The organism is Variovorax sp. PAMC28562, assembly GCF_014303735.1.
Classification (GTDB): Bacteria; Pseudomonadota; Gammaproteobacteria; order Burkholderiales; family Burkholderiaceae_C; genus Variovorax.
In genome coordinates, this window is sequence record NZ_CP060296.1 from 2,783,717 (window position 1) to 2,799,351 (window position 15,635).

General features: G+C 60.8%; 20 protein-coding genes and 1 pseudogene. 4 read left to right on the plus strand and 17 right to left on the minus strand.

The genetic code is table 11. From position 1 onward, the window contains the following. Positions 1-9: 9 nt before the first annotated feature. Positions 10-510, minus strand: coding sequence for a hypothetical protein (locus tag H7F36_RS13185; RefSeq protein WP_187051246.1), 501 nt, complete (start codon positions 508-510; stop codon positions 10-12). 262 nt (positions 511-772) lie between these two features. Here H7F36_RS13185 and H7F36_RS13190 point away from each other — a divergent pair, with 262 nt between their 5' ends. After that, positions 773-1,399 (plus strand): LysE family translocator, encoded by a 627-nt coding sequence (locus H7F36_RS13190; RefSeq protein ID WP_187051247.1) that lies wholly within the window; start codon positions 773-775, stop codon positions 1,397-1,399. Between the two features lie 28 nt (positions 1,400-1,427). On the opposite strand, the gene H7F36_RS13195 is transcribed toward H7F36_RS13190, so the two are convergent. After that, positions 1,428-1,778: a DUF86 domain-containing protein gene (locus H7F36_RS13195; protein WP_187051248.1), complete on the minus strand. Its 351-nt coding sequence runs from the start codon at positions 1,776-1,778 to the stop codon at positions 1,428-1,430. Continuing rightward, entirely contained in the window at positions 1,768-2,076 is a 309-nt protein-coding gene (locus tag H7F36_RS13200) for a nucleotidyltransferase family protein (RefSeq protein WP_187051249.1), read from the minus strand. The genes H7F36_RS13195 and H7F36_RS13200 overlap by 11 nt, the downstream gene beginning before the upstream one ends. A 148-nt stretch (positions 2,077-2,224) precedes the next feature. On the opposite strand from H7F36_RS13200, the gene H7F36_RS13205 reads away from it, so the two are divergent. After that, positions 2,225-4,027 carry an IS1634 family transposase gene (locus tag H7F36_RS13205; protein WP_187051250.1) on the plus strand — a complete coding sequence of 601 codons (1,803 nt, stop codon included), beginning with the start codon at positions 2,225-2,227 and terminating at the stop codon, positions 4,025-4,027. A gap of 146 nt (positions 4,028-4,173) precedes the next feature. Here H7F36_RS13205 and H7F36_RS13210 read toward each other — a convergent pair. The 5 genes and pseudogenes from H7F36_RS13210 to H7F36_RS13230 form a co-directional block, all read right to left on the minus strand. Next, positions 4,174-4,463: pseudogene (locus tag H7F36_RS13210) on the minus strand (nucleotidyltransferase family protein). 56 nt (positions 4,464-4,519) lie between these two features. Then, the gene (locus H7F36_RS13215; protein ID WP_187051251.1) at positions 4,520-4,699 is read right to left on the minus strand and encodes a hypothetical protein; all 180 of its coding nucleotides are present in this window, start codon (positions 4,697-4,699) and stop codon (positions 4,520-4,522) included. 36 nt (positions 4,700-4,735) lie between these two features. Then, positions 4,736-5,080: a DUF86 domain-containing protein gene (locus H7F36_RS13220; RefSeq protein WP_187051252.1), complete on the minus strand. Its 345-nt coding sequence runs from the start codon at positions 5,078-5,080 to the stop codon at positions 4,736-4,738. Further along, entirely contained in the window at positions 5,077-5,367 is a 291-nt protein-coding gene (locus H7F36_RS13225; protein WP_187051253.1) for a nucleotidyltransferase family protein, read from the minus strand. The genes H7F36_RS13220 and H7F36_RS13225 overlap by 4 nt, the downstream gene beginning before the upstream one ends. A 35-nt stretch (positions 5,368-5,402) precedes the next feature. Next, positions 5,403-6,182 (minus strand): SDR family oxidoreductase, encoded by a 780-nt coding sequence (locus tag H7F36_RS13230; protein WP_187051254.1) that lies wholly within the window; start codon positions 6,180-6,182, stop codon positions 5,403-5,405. A gap of 101 nt (positions 6,183-6,283) precedes the next feature. On the opposite strand from H7F36_RS13230, the gene H7F36_RS13235 reads away from it, so the two are divergent. Beyond that, the gene (locus H7F36_RS13235) at positions 6,284-7,234 is read left to right on the plus strand and encodes a LysR family transcriptional regulator (protein WP_187051255.1); all 951 of its coding nucleotides are present in this window, start codon (positions 6,284-6,286) and stop codon (positions 7,232-7,234) included. Between the two features lie 193 nt (positions 7,235-7,427). Here the strand turns inward: H7F36_RS13235 and H7F36_RS13240 are convergent, their stop codons facing one another. Genes H7F36_RS13240 through H7F36_RS13250 form a run of 3 tightly spaced genes read right to left on the minus strand, consistent with a single transcriptional unit; the run spans position 7,428 to position 11,326 of the window. Further along, entirely contained in the window at positions 7,428-8,135 is a 708-nt protein-coding gene (locus H7F36_RS13240; RefSeq protein ID WP_187051256.1) for a PP2C family protein-serine/threonine phosphatase, read from the minus strand. Further along, positions 8,119-9,471: a serine/threonine-protein kinase gene (locus H7F36_RS13245; RefSeq protein ID WP_187051257.1), complete on the minus strand. Its 1,353-nt coding sequence runs from the start codon at positions 9,469-9,471 to the stop codon at positions 8,119-8,121. Before H7F36_RS13245 ends, H7F36_RS13240 begins: the two co-directional genes overlap by 17 nt. 4 nt (positions 9,472-9,475) lie before the next feature. Continuing rightward, the gene (locus H7F36_RS13250) at positions 9,476-11,326 is read right to left on the minus strand and encodes a glutamine--tRNA ligase/YqeY domain fusion protein (RefSeq protein WP_187051258.1); all 1,851 of its coding nucleotides are present in this window, start codon (positions 11,324-11,326) and stop codon (positions 9,476-9,478) included. A gap of 140 nt (positions 11,327-11,466) precedes the next feature. Here H7F36_RS13250 and H7F36_RS13255 point away from each other — a divergent pair, with 140 nt between their 5' ends. Continuing rightward, positions 11,467-11,811: a hypothetical protein gene (locus tag H7F36_RS13255; RefSeq protein ID WP_187051259.1), complete on the plus strand. Its 345-nt coding sequence runs from the start codon at positions 11,467-11,469 to the stop codon at positions 11,809-11,811. A gap of 100 nt (positions 11,812-11,911) precedes the next feature. Here the strand turns inward: H7F36_RS13255 and H7F36_RS13260 are convergent, their stop codons facing one another. The 6 genes from H7F36_RS13260 to H7F36_RS13285 all read right to left on the minus strand — a co-directional run bounded on the left by H7F36_RS13260 (position 11,912) and on the right by H7F36_RS13285 (position 15,576). Then, positions 11,912-12,832, minus strand: coding sequence for a LytR/AlgR family response regulator transcription factor (locus H7F36_RS13260; RefSeq protein ID WP_187051260.1), 921 nt, complete (start codon positions 12,830-12,832; stop codon positions 11,912-11,914). A gap of 34 nt (positions 12,833-12,866) precedes the next feature. Beyond that, on the minus strand, positions 12,867-13,247 hold the full coding sequence (locus H7F36_RS13265) for a PIN domain-containing protein (protein ID WP_187051261.1): 381 nt from the start codon (positions 13,245-13,247) through the stop codon (positions 12,867-12,869). After that, complete coding sequence (locus tag H7F36_RS13270) at positions 13,234-13,503, minus strand: AbrB/MazE/SpoVT family DNA-binding domain-containing protein (protein WP_187051262.1); 270 nt, start codon at positions 13,501-13,503, stop codon at positions 13,234-13,236. The genes H7F36_RS13265 and H7F36_RS13270 overlap by 14 nt, the downstream gene beginning before the upstream one ends. A 60-nt stretch (positions 13,504-13,563) precedes the next feature. Then, positions 13,564-14,622: a sensor histidine kinase gene (locus H7F36_RS13275; protein ID WP_187051263.1), complete on the minus strand. Its 1,059-nt coding sequence runs from the start codon at positions 14,620-14,622 to the stop codon at positions 13,564-13,566. A 32-nt stretch (positions 14,623-14,654) separates the two neighbouring features. Next, the gene (locus H7F36_RS13280) at positions 14,655-14,978 is read right to left on the minus strand and encodes a 2TM domain-containing protein (protein WP_187051264.1); all 324 of its coding nucleotides are present in this window, start codon (positions 14,976-14,978) and stop codon (positions 14,655-14,657) included. Positions 14,979-15,048: 70 nt separating this feature from the next. Continuing rightward, positions 15,049-15,576, minus strand: a complete 528-nt coding sequence (locus H7F36_RS13285; protein WP_187051265.1) for a DUF6622 family protein — start codon at positions 15,574-15,576, stop codon at positions 15,049-15,051. Positions 15,577-15,635: the final 59 nt, after the last annotated feature.

A 15,635-nucleotide genomic window follows, 5' to 3' on the forward strand; every position in this document is an offset into this window, starting at 1 on the left:
TGACGACGGCTACTCGAGCTTCGCGTCCTCTTTCTTCGCCTCCGCCATCGCTTCCGGCTCCAACTCTTCGGCATAGCGATTGAGCCGAATGAACACGCCCCAGCCAGCTAGGACGACCCCCACCGCACAGAACATCGCGGCGGCGTGGAGCATGAGCTCGGGCTTCTCGCGCGACTTGAAGGTGGCGACCAGTGCCTCGACCGCGATGGCGACCACGATCACCACCATGAAGCGCGAGAGGAAGCGCCGCACGCGTGTCGGTGCGCCGATGTGCGCGTCGCGAATGACCTCTTCCTCCGTGATGGTCTGCGAAATCTGAAGCGCCACCACCGCAGCGGCCAGCAGGCCGATCGCCTCGATCACCGCTTCGCCCGCAGTCGTGTCGACGCCACCGGTCATGGCCATCCAGCCGTTGTGCGCTGCGATGACCATGAGCGCGATGCTGGCGCCGGCAAAGAGCAACGCCATGAGCGCATGGACGACGGAGTAAAGGCGGAGGAAGGGTTTCATGGATTGGTGGAGCTAAGCAACGGTGTTCGATGTTGATCGTCGTCACCGCGCCGCGCTGTCAGCGGCGGGCGCAAAGTATCGAACCGCGTCGGTGTCAAGCCGAAAGCGCGTTGGAACAGAGCGATGAGTGCGCTGGCGGTGGCAAAGCCCTCGAGGAGCGCATGCGCATGACTTTTTTACGTCACTTGGGCGTAACGCCGCGGGATTGCCGAAAACGGTTCGCAGCGCAAGACACCGACCCGGCTCCCGCATACTTTGGCCCATGACGCTCTCCACCTACCTTCTGTATGTCGCAGCGGTCGCGCTGCTCATCGCAACCCCCGGCCCCACCATGCTCATGTGCATGACCAATGCGCTGAACCATGGCACGCGGCGCGCGATGACTTCCGTGGCAGGGTCGGTGACGGCCGTGCTGGTGGTCATGCTGCTCTCGGCAGCCGGCCTGGGCGCGCTGTTGGCCGCATCGGAAACCGCCTTCACGACGGCCAAACTCACCGGCGCGGCCTACCTCGTCTGGCTCGGCATCAAGACCTTCCGGAGCGACGCGTCGGTGCTGAGCGTCGACAAGGGCGCGGCCAGCGTGCCGCGCCGGTCGTTCTACCTGCAGGGTCTGCTGGTCGGCGCGAGCAACCCCAAGGCCGTGCTGTTCTTCGCGGCGTTTTTCCCGCAATTTCTGAACCCGTCTGCGCCGATGGCGCCGCAGTTCGCGATCCTCGCGCTGACCTTCATGGTCTTTGAGTTCACGGTGCTCACAACCTGTGCGCTGAGCGTGTCGCGTCTGGCGCCGCTGCTGCGCCGGAGTGGGCCGGTGCGCTGGGTCAACCGGGTTTGCGGTGGGCTGTTCACGCTGATGGGTGGGCTGCTGCTGTTGACGCGGCGCAGTGCGTGACGATGCATTGAGTCGATTGTTCGCAAACTCAGGCAGTGCCCAACTCGTCCAAAAGCGCCATCGTTTGAGCAAGCAGTGGCGGCACCGATACCTGCACCACGTTCCAGACCGTGCTGACATTTACGCTGGCATAGCCGTGAATGAGTTGATTGCGAAACGCCACGATTTTCGGCAAATCTGAAATACGTGCAGCCAAGGCTGCATCCAGCTTGGCCAACTGGTTGAGCGCCTCGCCGATGATTTCAAACTTGCGCTCCACGGCGGCCTGAGCCATGGCATTGGCCGGGTAGGCCGGCGCATCCATTCCGTTGACAAAGGTTTGAATCTGCACCGCCGATTCCCGCACGTCCCACAAAAAGGCGCGAGGGTCACGCTGCATACACCGACTCCCGATTGCGGTTGATGCTGGCGAGCACAAACGGGTTGCGGATCGCGCCTGGCTCCACCAGATCGACGCCACGCCCCAATAGCTTTTCCAGTTCCGCCTTTGCGCCAAAGAAGCCCGCCAAGCCTGTAGCAGCATCGGGTGCGAACTCCACCAGAAAATCTGCGTCGCTGGTCGCTGCATCGAAGTCATCCGCCCGCGCTGCGGAACCGAACACATCGAGCCGACGAATCTGGTAACGCTGGCAGATCGCGGAGATGCCGGTGCGGTGGAGCGCGATGGACGGGTGCACCCGAGTTCGACAGTTAATCGCTGGCTGGGTGCTTCGACTCCAATATAAACAACGACTTAGCGCTCCATTTTCGATATTCTGGTAATGGCACGTTTTTCTATTTTCTATCCATTTCTACATTTATAGTGTGATCGATTAGAGTAGTGGCGTGTTCATCAAAGTCACCCGCTCCGGCCCGCGCCAATACGTCCAACTCGTCGAAGCCTATCGCGACGATTCCGGACGCCCCAAGCAGCGCACCGTGGCCACCCTGGGTCGACTCGACCAGATGGACAGCGGCCTCGAGTCCGTCATCTCCGGCCTGCTGCGTGTCACCGGTCAGCCCGTTGGCTCGCCTGCTACTTCACCCGCTACATCACCCGCTGTCTCACGCAGGCTGAGCGGCGCGTCTGGTGCTGCAGCGCAACCAGTCGTGCACTTCGAATCGGCACGCGACTTCGGCGACGTCTGGGCTCTCACGCAGCTGTGGAATTCGCTCGGCTTCGATCGTCTGCGAACGCTGTTCCGGCGCACCCGCCACACCATCGACGTCGAGGCCCTGATCCGCGTGATGGTGCTCAACCGCCTGTGCGATCCGGACTCCAAACTCGGCGTGCTGCGCTGGGTCGAGACCGTCAGCCTGCCCGGCATCATGTGCGAGTCGATCACCCACCAGCACCTGCTGCGTGCCATGGACGCGCTGGTCGACAGCCACGAGGAAGTCGAGGCGGTGCTCGCCGGCTTGCTGCGCCCGCTGGTCGATCAGGATCTGGCCATCGTGTTCTACGACATGACCACCATCCGTGCCAGCGGCCTGTCGCAGCAGGAAGGCGACTTGCGCCACTTCGGCATAGCCAAGGAAGGGCTCATCGCCCGCCAGGTCATGCTCGGCGTGGTGCAGACCGCCCAGGGCCTGCCGCTGTACCACGAGGTGTTCGATGGCAACACGGCCGAGGTGACCACGCTCAAGCCCATCATCGAGAAGATCGTGCAGCGCTTGCCCGTCAAGCGCGTCATTGCCGTGGCCGATCGCGGGCTGCTCTCGAGCGACAACCTGGCAGATTTGCAGGCCATCACTTTGCCAGGTGGGGGTCAGCTGGAATTCATCCTGGCCGTGCCAGGACGACGTTATGCGGACTTCATCGATCTGCTGGGTCCACTGCATGCGGCGCAGTGCGCCGATGCGCCGTCCGAGGTGGTCACCGAGACGCGCTGGAACGACTTGCGCCTGGTGGTTGCACACGATCCGCAGGTTGCGTTGGAGGCCGGTGCCAAGCGCGACCGGCGCATCGAGGCACTGGAGCAGCAGGCCGCGCAATGGACGGGCAAGCTCGATGCGCAGGACAGCGCAAAGGACAGCCGGAAAGACAGCAAAAACAACAGCGATCAGGCCCTCGTCAAAAAGGTTCGCGGCCGCAAGCTGTCTGACGGCGGTGCACGGGCGCGCTTCTATCACGAGGTGTGCGAGGCCCATCTGGCACGCATCGTCAAGGTCGATCTCAAGAGTGAGCTGTTCAGCTACGGCATCGATGAGCGCGCCCTGGCGCACGCGCGTCTGATGGACGGCAAGCTGCTGCTGGTGACCAATGTCGCCGATCTCGCGCCTGAGGATGTGGTGCGGCGATACAAGTCACTGGCCGACATCGAACGAGGGTTTCGAGTCCTGAAATCGGAGATTGAGATCGGACCCATTTATCACCGGCTGCCCGGACGCATCCGGGCGCACGCGGCAATCTGCTTCATGGCGCTGATCCTGTACCGGGTGATGCGCACCCGCCTGCACGCAAGTGACACGGCGCTATCACCCGAGCGGGCATTGGCACAACTGCGCCGCATTCAGCATCACCGCATCACTCTGAACGACAGCCAGCCGGTGGCCGGACTGTCGTCGGTCACCACACAACATGCCGCCATCCTGGCGGCACTGGACATCCCAAAACCCAATCTCGATACCCAACTGACCCTGTTGTAGTGGAGCGTTTGATGCGCGGCCCTATATGGATCAATACGTTACGCGTTTAACTGTCGAACTCGGGGGTGCATGGGATGAAGTTTAGTACTGCCAAACAGCGGGTGGGCCCGCGTTCAAACTCTTCGACGCTCGTGAGCGAGGCGAGGTCATACCGGCCTGGCCTCGGCCAGTACCAGATCGCGGAACTTGACGGGCAAGTCGCGTGGCGTCACGAGATCCACTCGCACGCCCAGCAACTGCTCCAGTTCGTCCTGCAGGCCGCCCAGGTCGAACAGCGTGCGCCCGGCAAAGCATCTACCAACAGATCGAGGTCACTGTCCTCCCCGTCGTCGCCATGCAGCGTCGAACCGAAGATGCGCGGGTTCGCGGCACGAAAACGACCTATGGCGCGATAAACCGCGTCACGGTGTTGTTCGAGGGCGAGAGAAGGGCGCATCACGCGAGTTCAGCTTTGCCAAGCGATGTACTGCGTTTACGGCGAATAGCGTCGGGTCAGGTCTTGCGAGCCGACTCCGTGGCTGGCTTCGCCGGTTTGATCGGAATGCCGGGCACCTTTTGACCAAAGGCTTCGGCCAAGCGGCGCGCCCGTAACCCCGACGAGGCCAGCGCCTTCTCCAACGCCTTGGGCGACAGTATCAAAGGCTTGTCGCGAGTTTTTGCAGCTTCCGCCATAGCGCAGGCTCCTTCACAGTCAGTTGATGGCGTTGCTCAGCCGTTCAAGCGGGCGAGCTGAATCCGCAAGTCTGGCAAAGCCGTTTGCACGGTATCCCATACGACTTGAAGATTGATGTCGAAGTAGCCATGCGCAATGCGATTGCGCATCCCTCGCATGTTGCGCCAAGGAATGTTGTGATGCGCTTCGGCGAACGCGGCGTAGCCTTCCACTATCTTGGTTGCGGCTTCGCCCAACACGATCAGGCTCATGACAACCGCTTGCTGTGTGCGCTTGTCCTGAAGAAATTCGGTCTCGCTCATGTTCTCGACAAAACCGCAAGCGTCGGCGGCGGCTTGCCGCATGTGGTCGAGATAGTCTGCAAGACGCGGGGCCGTCATACCGGCCTGGCCTCGGCCAGTACGCTGTCACGGAACTTGACGGGCAGGTCGCGCGGCGTCACCAGATCCACCCGCACGCCCAGCAACTGCTCCAGTTCGTCTTGCAGGCCGCCCAGGTCGAACAGCGTCGCGCCCGGCAAAGCATCTACCAACAGATCGAGGTCACTGTCCTCCCCGTCGTCGCCACGCAGCGTCGAACCGAAGATGCGCGGGTTCGCGGCACGAAAATGACCTGTGGCGCGGTAAACGGCGTCACGGTGTTGTTCGAGGGCGATGGAAGGGCGCATGGAGCGAGTTTAGTTTGACTGGCCGGGCACATCGCTCACACCAGCCGCGAACCCCCCTCGATGTGCAGCGTCTCCCCGTTCATCCCGCCGTTGGTCATCAAAAACACCACGGCGGCGCCGGCTTCTGCGGCGGTGACGAGGCGGTGCTGTGGCAGCTTTTCCTTCAGGCCGGACACAAAGGCGTCGAGCCCATCGCCGAACGCTCTGGCGAGCAGGGGCGTGTCCGTGATGCCGGGCGACAAGGTGTTGACCCGCGTCGGCGCCAACTCCAGCGCCAGCCCGCGTGCCAGCGCCTCCATCGCGGCGGACGCTGCGCCCAGCACTGCGGTGCCGTAGGCGTTCGGACGGTCCGCCAGCGCGCCGGAGATGAAGGTGATCGACCCGTTCTTCGACAGCCGGTCGCCCAGCGCGCGGATCGCATGCAGTGCCGCCCAAATGCGCTCATCGAACGCCCTGTGCAGGTAATCGACCTCGGCATCCCGCACCTTGCCCGCTACGAAGCTGCCGGCCAGCAGCACCAGGTGGTCGACCTGCGCGATGTCGGCCAATGCGGTGGTGATGGTTTCGCTGCGCGTGACATCAGCCGCGCGCCAGCCGTCCAGGCCGTTGGCCGTGGCTGCCTGCTGCGCGCGCTCGGCGTTCGAGCCGATGACGATGACCTTGGCGCCCGCTGCCTTGGCCTGGATGGCAGCCGCCAGCCCGATGCCGGACGTGCCGCCGAACAGCACGACCGTCTGCCCCTGAAGCGCGCCGGAGGGCGATGCAGAAAGTGGCGTGACGGTGAGGTCGGGCAGGGTGGAAGCGCTTGTGTTCATGATGAATTCCTTGTGATCGGCACCCGGTTGGTGTCGGTGTCTGGAGACTACGGATTAGCCGCGCAGTTGATAACCAGGCCAAAAGACGGTTTACTCGTGCCATGAAGGAACGAATCAGTCTCGACCGCCTCACCGGCCTCATCGCATTCGCCCGCACCGCCTCGCTTGGCAGCTACACCGCAGCAGCCCGGGCGCTATCGGTGTCGCCATCGGCAGTGAGCAAGAGCGTCCAGCGGCTGGAAGCCAGCCTTGGGTTGGCCCTGTTCACCCGCACCACGCGCTCGCTCACGCTCACTTCCGAGGGTGCCGATATGCACGAGCGGGCATTGCGCCTGCTGCAAGGCGTGGAAGAGATCGAGCAGGCGGCGGTAGCGGCGCGCGGCGAACCGGCCGGCATCATCAAAGTCACCGCGCCGCTGCCGATCGGCGTCAACCTCCTGGCGCCCGCCTTGCCGCGATTTCGCGAGCGCTATCCCAAGCTGTCGGTCGACTTGCGCTTGGGTGATCGCATCACCGATCTGATCGAGGAGGGCATCGACGTGGCCGTCCGCGTCGGGCACGTGGTCGACAGCCGCCTGATCTCGCGCCGACTCGCCCCGCATCGGCTCCGCGCGTTCGCTTCGCCGGCGTACCTGGCAAAGCACGGCACCCCGCAACACCCTGAAGATCTGGCGGCGCACGAGTGCGTGAACTTCCGCTATCAGAGTTCGGGGCAGACCTTGCGCTGGCCGTTTCACGTTGGCGAGCGCGTGCTGGAAATCTTGCCGGATGCCGGGATCGTCGTTGACGTCAGCGATGCTGTTGCGGCGATTCTTGCTGCGGGCGGGGGCATCGGCATTTCGCCGACGTACATCGCTGCGCCTTATGTTCGGCGCGGGGAACTCGTGCCGGTGCTCACGCCGTTCACGCTGAGGGACAAGTTCGATATCACCGCGCTTTGGCCGGAGAGTCGGCGGGGGAATCCGAACGTCAAGGCGTTTGTGGAATTTCTGGAGGAGGTGTTTCCGTCACCTGCTCCTTGGGATGTTTTGATTCAGGGGGTGGGGAAATGAAGTTTTCGACGTGAGGAGATCGATGCCAGCCACGCCACCGAGCGCCGTGCCGCTCGTTCTGCCTGCAGGATCTGCTGGTCGGCGCGAGCAACCCTAAGGCCGTGCTTTTCTTCACGGCGTTCTGCCCGCAGTTCTTGAACCCGACCACGCCGATGGCAATGTAATTCGCGATCCTCGCGCTGACTTCCGAGCACTAATTGATTTCCAAAATTAGTGCACTAGCATCGTCATCATTCTTACCATACGTCAAGTTCTTTAAAGCTTTTGAAAAGTCTGCCAAATCCGAAAAAGACACCGATGTTTCGCAAATTTTTTTCTTTCCCAAAATGCGATAAATACCGTCTGTTAAAAAAATCAATCTATCGCCCGAAATTGTTGAAAACTGTGCTTCATACAAATCGAAGTTCCCCTTCGAAGAAAGTGCAGAGGTCAGGACAGTCCTTCTGGGGTAGGTTTTTGCCTGTGATTTTGTCAAAATTCCAGCATCAATTAGCGCTGCAACTTCAGTTTGATCGACGGTTTTTTGCAGAATCCCGGTGCCGCGCAAATGATAAATTCTCGAATCTCCAACATGGCCAACTCGACACCGTCCTAAGCTATCAATTTGACACATCGATAGTGTAGTTGCCATGTTGGCATTTATCAAATCCAGCTGGGCTTCAAGCTTAATATGCGCTGCTGCGTCAGAGAAAATACTCAAAAAAGGCAAATTTTCTACTTTTGATATGCTGTCGATTGCTACCATAATTGCAATGGCGGATGCTGTCGCGCCTCCATCATTCCCCCCTACGCCATCGGCAATGGCAGCAACATGAAGATTATTTTCCTCGCGGAATCCAATGGCATCTTCATTGATTTTATTCTTTCCTGTGAGCGAAAATTGTTCAGTCAGAACTCGCATCGCTGGTCACTTTCAAATCTAATAAGGAATGCAAATCATGAGATTTAATGTTTATGCCATCGATTATTTGCCGCACAAGCGCCTGTAAATCAATTTTTTCTGCCTCTGCATCCATTAGCATACGTTCGGCGACATTCGCCGGTAAATTGGGCGAAGCCAACTTGGCAAATTTTCGTTCGACAAACCACCGATTGTGGCTTACTCCCAGCTCGGCAAGTGTTATCAAGCAGTGTGCCTGTAGAGCAACACCTGCTCTATTAAATAGAACTTCGATCCTATCCGCAAGAACATCGCAATAATCAAAATCATGAGATTGATCGCGCACGAACGATGAAAACTCCGAGCCAATCGCATTCAGTAACTCGGAAGAAGAATCTGCGAGCTCAACGATCCGGGCAGCACTAAAAGCGGTAAAAATGTTCCTCAAATTTACTGCGGTTCGGTTGCTATCTTCGGCGTAAGCATAAACTCTATCCCATTCATTGTCCGTGAGTGGAGTATCGCGTTTTAAAAGATCGGAAATTTCTTTTTCATCATTGCTTGTAAAAATAATTGTTTGATTATTTAACGCTTGATACAGATCGGCACGAAGACTTGGAATATCGGAATAGCGACGGCCAGGGTTTGTCTTGGTGCATTTCTCAACGATTTTTCGACACGGCCCACCTACCGTTTGTTCTAGATAAGGTGTCCGATTGCCACCGTCGAATATGTCATGAAGAATTGCACCAAACGAGTATATATCTGCAGCAGAAGTGGCGTGCTTGAATCTTCTGATCAATTCCGGGGCTGCATATATCGGCGTGCCACCGCCATGCCCCGTTTGAGTTAGCGTTGTAGTATCAGATGCAAGAGCCGAAATTAGGCCGAAATCAGATATTGCATAAAATTCATTGCCGTCTTCATCGAGAAATTGCAATACATTTACAGGCTTTAAGTCCCTGTGCACTATTCCATGCTTATGAATATCTTCTAAGCCTGCCAAGACGTCAAACAGCGCATCGGTTGGGTCGCCCACTGATTGTCTAATCAAGTCTATTTTTTCTTTTAGAGTTCCGTTGGCTAATGGCATTACAAACCATGGCTCATCGGCATCTAAGTCGTGATCAAGGATTTTAACGACGTTTTTGCTATTGATTTGACTTTGATATTTTACTTCTCTCCGAAATCTGGCTTTAACGCTGTCTAAGCTAAAAACTCCTTTATCAATAGCGATTTGGAGTTCATTTCCGGGTAAAAATTGTTTTAAGGCCAAATGTTGATGTGTCTCATCTTCTACTTCCCAGACACATCCAAATCCACCGCGGCCAAGTTCTTTAATTTTGGTGTAGCTCATGAAGTTATTTCGCCCGTAAATCTTTTAAGGTGGCTGTTCTGTTAACCAAAACCGACAAGCTTTGCGGCTTTGATCGATCCTTCACAAAATACCCGTGCCGCTCAAACTGAAACCCGGCACCGCCGAGAGCCGCGCCTGCCAATGACGGCTCCACAAACGCCGCACAAGTCACCAAACTTTCCTTATTCAACTCATCCAGCAGTTCCCCACTCCCCGGCTTTTCCGCCGCAAACAGCCGCTCATACAACCGCACTTCCGCCTGCAGCGCATCCGCCACCGCGACCCAGGTGATATTCCCCTTAACCTTGATCGCATCCGCACCCGGCGTGCCGCTCTTGGTGTCCGGCACCAGCAGCGCTTGCACTTCAACCAGCTTGCCGTTCGCATCCTTGGTGCCGCCCGTGCACTCGATGACGTGTCCGTACTTCAGCCGCACCTTGTTCCCCGGGAACAGTCGGAAAAAGCCTTTGGGCTGCACTTCTTCGTAGTCGTTCCGCTCGATCCACACGTCGCGGCCGAGCTTGAAGTGCCGGCGGCCGGCTTCCGGGTCGTGCGGATTGATCGGTGCGGAGCATTCGTCCAGAAAGCCTTCGCCCATCAACGCGTCCCAGTTGGTGATGACCAGCTTGACCGGGTCCAGCACGGCCATGGCGCGCGGGGCGATGGGGTCGAGGGTGTCGCGCAGGGCAGCTTCAAGGCTGGCGTAATCGATCCAGCCGCCGGACTTGGTCACGCCGCTGCGTTCGCAGAACAGCTTCAGCGCGTCGGGCGTGTAGCCGCGGCGGCGCAGGCCGGCGAGGGTGGGCATGCGCGGGTCATCCCAGCCGTCGACGTGACCGCCTTCGACCAGTTCGCGCAGCTTGCGTTTGCTGGTGACGACGTGGGTGACGTTGAGGCGCGCGAATTCGTACTGGCGCGGGTGCGGGCTGGCGATCAGGCCACCTTCGGCCAAACGATCGAGCAGCCAGTCGTAGAACGGGCGCTGGTCTTCGAATTCCAGCGTGCAGATGGAGTGGGTGATCTGCTCCAGCGCGTCCTCGATGGGGTGCGCGAAGGTGTACATCGGGTAGATGCACCACTTGTCGCCGGTGTTGTGGTGCGTGGCGCGCCGAATGCGGTACAGCGCGGGGTCGCGCATGTTGATGTTCGGGCTGGCCATGTCGATCTTGGCTCGCAGGATGGCGGCGCCGTCGTCGAGTTTTCCATCGCGCATTTCGCGGAAACGGGCGATGTTTTCGGCGGGTGTGCGGGCGCGGAACGGGCTGTCGATGCCGGGCTTGCCGAAGTCGCCGCGGTTGGCACGCATTTCCTCGGGCGTTTGCTCGTCGACGTAGGCCAGGCCGGTTTCGATCAGGTACTCGGCTGCGCGGTACATGAAATCGAAGTAGTTGCTTGCGAAGTATTCGTGCGGCTGCATCGTGCCGGGCGCGCTGGGGCGGTCGGCCAGATAGGTTTCGTAGCCGAGCCACTGCACCGCGTCGCGGATGGAGTCGACGTATTCCTGCTCTTCTTTCTCCGGGTTGGTGTCGTCGAAGCGCAGGTGGCAGACGCCGCCGTATTCTTTCGCCAGCTCGAAGTTGAGCCAGATGCTCTTGGCGTGGCCCAGATGCAGGTAGCCGTTGGGCTCGGGCGGGAAGCGCATGCGCACTTTGGCCGGGTCGTGCATGCCCGCCTTGTGATGCGCGGCGTCGCCGGGCGACCCACCCCACTGGCGTTGCGCGTAGGTGCCGTTTTCGAGGTCGTTCTCGATCACGTGGCGCAGGAAATTACTGGGTGCGGGAGGTGCATTCACAGGCGCCTTTGACGGGGCCGACGAAGGCTTCTTGCCACCGTGCTGAGGGGTCGAAGAGGTCATCGCGTCATTTTAGAGGGGGGTGCTTGCGAGAAACATTTAGCAACGTTCTTCACATGACCGAGTACACCGACTTTGCACGGAGCGCGTTGAATACACACATCGGGCGTTCGTCGTGAACGTGTCCTTACCAGGAGTCCACCATGAGTCTCAACCGTTCCACCTTCCTCAAGTTCGCTGCTGCTGCGGCTGTCGCAGCGGGCGCGCTGTTCGCAGGCTCCGCCGCAAATGCTGGCGTTTCGGTCGGCATCAACCTGCCGGGCCTGGCGATTGGCGTAGCTCCCGGGTATTACGCGCCGGCACCGATGTATGCCGCCCCCGCGCCGGTCTACTACAACGCGCCGCCGCGGTATTACGAGCCAGCGCCGGTCTATTACCGTCCGGCACCCGTTTATTACAACGCGGCCCCGGTGTACTACGGCCCGGCGCCGGGCTACTACCGCGGTCATGGTCACGGCCACGGCCACGGGTACTACCGCGGTTATTGATCCAAGGCTGATTCACACTGAAGCCGACCTTCAAAAGAAGGTCGGCTTTTTTGTTGCTTGAACGGGGCCGAGCAGACCGAACAGGCTGCCCCGCAGCGGCTTACATCGCGCGAAACAGGTGGGCGTAGAGGCGGCTGACCGCGATGTTCTCCGGGCGACCTCGCAACAGCAGATGCAGCTTGCCGGCTTCGTCGCGGTGCACCGAATCGACGGCATCGCTGCGCACGACGACTGCCCGATGCACCTGCCAGAACATGTTGGCGTCGAGCTGCGGCATCAATTGCTTCAGCGGCGTGCGGATCAAATATTCGTGCGCCGCAGTGAGCACGCGAACGTATTTGTCGGCCGCCTCGAAGTACAGCACCTCGTCCATCGGCACCATGCGGACAGTGGCGCCGCCCGCGTCGCTTGCGGCGATGAATTTGAGCGGGGCGACGGCCGATGGGGCGGTCGATCCTGCGAACGCACCCGATAACGTGCCCGGCAGCGTGCTGGGTGAGAGCAACCCCGCCGGCCCGCCAGCGCTGGCGCCTGCGGCAGCGAGCAACTGACGCCATTGCGCCAAGGTCTGTTCGAGCGCGGTGGTTTGCTGCGGCGCGACGGATTCGGCCGGGCTGTGCGTTGCCGTCGACATCGCCACCGCCTGCTTCAGTCGCGCTACCGTCTTGCGCAGCCGATCGCCCTGAACCGGCTTCAACACGTAGTCGATGGCCTGCGCCTCGAACGCGCGTGTCGCGTACTCGTCGTAGGCCGTGACGAACACGAGCTGCGGCATCGGTGCTTCGTCGGTCGGCCACGTGTCCGCCAGTTCGGCCGCGGCGCCGAGGCCGTCGAGGCCCGGCATGCGGATGTCGAAGAACAGGATTTGTGGCAACAAGCGCAGTGCTTCATTGACCGCGCTGCGGCCGTCGCCGACGATGGAGACCACGTCGAGTTCGGGCCAGGCGGCGGCCAGCTCAGCGCGCAGTGCCTGGGCCAGCAGGGGTTCGTCTTCGGCGATGAGGGCTGTCGGATTCGGCATGGCTTCAATGTCCTGACGCAGTCATGTCGCACCTTCAAAGTTGTTGTGCGCCCGCGAGCTTGGCAAGCCCTTTGTCGAAGGTGCCCAGCGGTGTGTGGCCCGCCTTTCGGGCAATCTCCAGCACCAGGCAATCGGAGAAGCCCAAAGCTGGTTTGCGCTTGAAATTCTGCAAAGCTGCAGCGACCGTATCGGCCTCTTGCAAAGTCAACGTTTTGTGTTCCAGCAAAATTTCAAGAGCCGCCGCGAGTTGCACAGGGGTTCGGTCGTAAACCGATTCCAGCACCCACATCGTCTCAGCCAGCACTAGCTGCGATATCCATGCGTTGCCGTCGACGAACATCTCCGCAAGCTTCACCTGCCGAGCGTCGTCTCGCACAAGGAGCCGCACGAGCACATTGGTATCAATCGCCCGCATGGCGGCGTTTCATGCGCTGGCGGATGCCTTGCTTCAAATCGTCCAGCGACTTCACCTGGACGGGTGTGGCACCTTCAGGAAACAACGCGTCGTGAACTGCCTGGGAATCGTGGCGAGTGGCGCGCTTCACGACGATGCGGCCCTTCTCTTCGACCCATTCGAGCACGGTGCCGGGCGTCAGGCCCAAGGCGCGCCTGACCGCGGCCGGGACGGAAACCTGGCCCTGCGAGGTGAGTTTGGTATGGGCATGAATCATGCTTGCAAGACTATCACATTACCGGGGTAATAAGAAACGTAGCTTCGCAACCTGACGGCGCTAAATCGGAAACGTCACCACCGCACGCGTACCACCGTCTGCAGCCGCAGCCATCTCGAGTCCACCCCGCGCGCCGTACACCGTCGCGAGCCGCTCGCGCACTTGCGCGAGCCCGAAGCCGCTGCCTTCCGATGGCGGCGCCGCGCCCAGCCCGACACCGGTGTCGCGCACCTCGATGGCGATCTGCAGCTTGCCGGCGCTGGCTTTGCTTTCGCGACGTGCGCGCACGACGATCTCGCCGCCCTCGACTTGCGGCTCCAGCCCATGCCGGATGCTGTTTTCGACCAGCGGCTGCAGCAACAGCGGCGGCACCGGAACGTCGCGCAAATCGTCGGGCAGCTCCAGCGTGTAGCGAAGGCGCGGGCCCATGCGAATCGACATCAGCTCCAGATAGTCGCGCAGCCGCTCGAACTCGGCCGACAGCGGATGGGCCACCGAACGCGAGCCGCTCAAGGTCACCCGCAGATAGCCGTTGAGGTGGTCGAGCATCTGCACCGCACGCGGCGGGTCGAGCGTGATGAGCACGCGCAAATTGGCCAGCGTGTTGAAGAGCATGTGCGGCTCGAGCTGCGTTTCGAGCAGCTTGAGCTTGGCTTCGCTGGCATCGCGTTCAGCGGCGTTTCTTTCGCCGATGAGCGCTGCCGCCTTGCCGCGCGCGAAAAAGTAGAAGGTGCCGATGGCGCCCGCCACCAACGTGATGGCAAGGCTGATGCGGCTGTCTTGCGGCGACTGCTGCACGCCGTCGCCGAACAGCAGGTCGCCCAGCGGATCGCCGAAGAAAAAACCGGAGGCAATGCCGATGGCGGCGAGCAGTGGACCGCGCCATCCCTTGGGCCAGCCGTGGCCACCCGCACTGTCGCGATGGCAATTGCGTTCGTCGACGACATGGCGGCCGAAGTCGATGACCGCCCAGGTGATGGTGCCAACAGCCAGCGAGTAGCCCAGCTGAACCAGGTAGCTCTTGCGCGGCCAGATCGCGGTGGTCAGCACGGCGATGACGCTGCAAAACGCCACCACCTGAAGGTAGTGGCGCAATAGGTTGCGCCATTGGATGTTCATGGCGACAGATTCTGTGCGAAGAAGGCCCCGGCTCACCACAGGTCGCCGCGCGGCGTGCCCGACAGCCGGGTGCGTTCTTTCTCGACCATGCGTTCCATCAAGGCGCCGCCGTGCGGCAAGGCCCAGACCGAGACGCCATGCATGGCCAGGCCCACACCCCATCCGAGCAGCGGATAGAGCGCCCAAAAACGACCGGTGAGGAGCGACAGCGTGATGAGCCCGAGGTTGACGATGGTAAAGATCGTCGCGTGGGCGAACCAGCCCATCTTGGCCTTGGCGCGGCGTCGTGCGAGCTGGTCGATGCGGCCGGCCGCGGTGGCTCGGGTGGCGTCGTTGAAGTGGGCGGCAGCAGACATGGTGTGTCTCCTCGATCTGAGTGGGTGGATGGCTGAATGGGTGAAGGGGCAGTGGGCTGGGTTCGACAGATCAGGCGGCGCTGGCCACTCCGCGGTCGGTGCGGATCGCCAGCTTCCACAAGCGGGCGGCGCGGCCGACGAAGATGCCGGTAAAGGTGCCATACACCGCGCTGATACCGACCGCCACAGGCGTCTGATGGGCCAGCTCCGGGTGCATCGACAGGCTGACGCCGACAACGTACTTGGTGAAGAAGATGCCCATCATGAGCATCAGCGGCACGGCGCTGCCGGCCACGTCGAATGCACGGGTCTCGGCGTTGTAGCGGGTGTTGGCGTGCAGTGGCTGGCGGATCGATACGGCGAGCAGTACTGCTGCTGCGGCGGCCCAGGCGAGCAGCGCAGCCGGGCCAGCTGTGTTCGATGCGCCGAAGGCCGACGCCACGCCGTAGACCGCGAGGCCCGTCATGGCGACCGGCATGACCGTGACCTTGACGAGGCTCACGCGGCCCGACATCAGCTGCTTGCAGCCGAGCCAGACCAGCAGCACGAAGAGGCCGAAAACCCAACGTGGGGTGTGAGTGACGATTTGCAGCAGCATGGTTTTCTCCGGAAAAAGCGATGGGGTGACTCTCGTCATTCGTCGCCCGTACGGCGAGC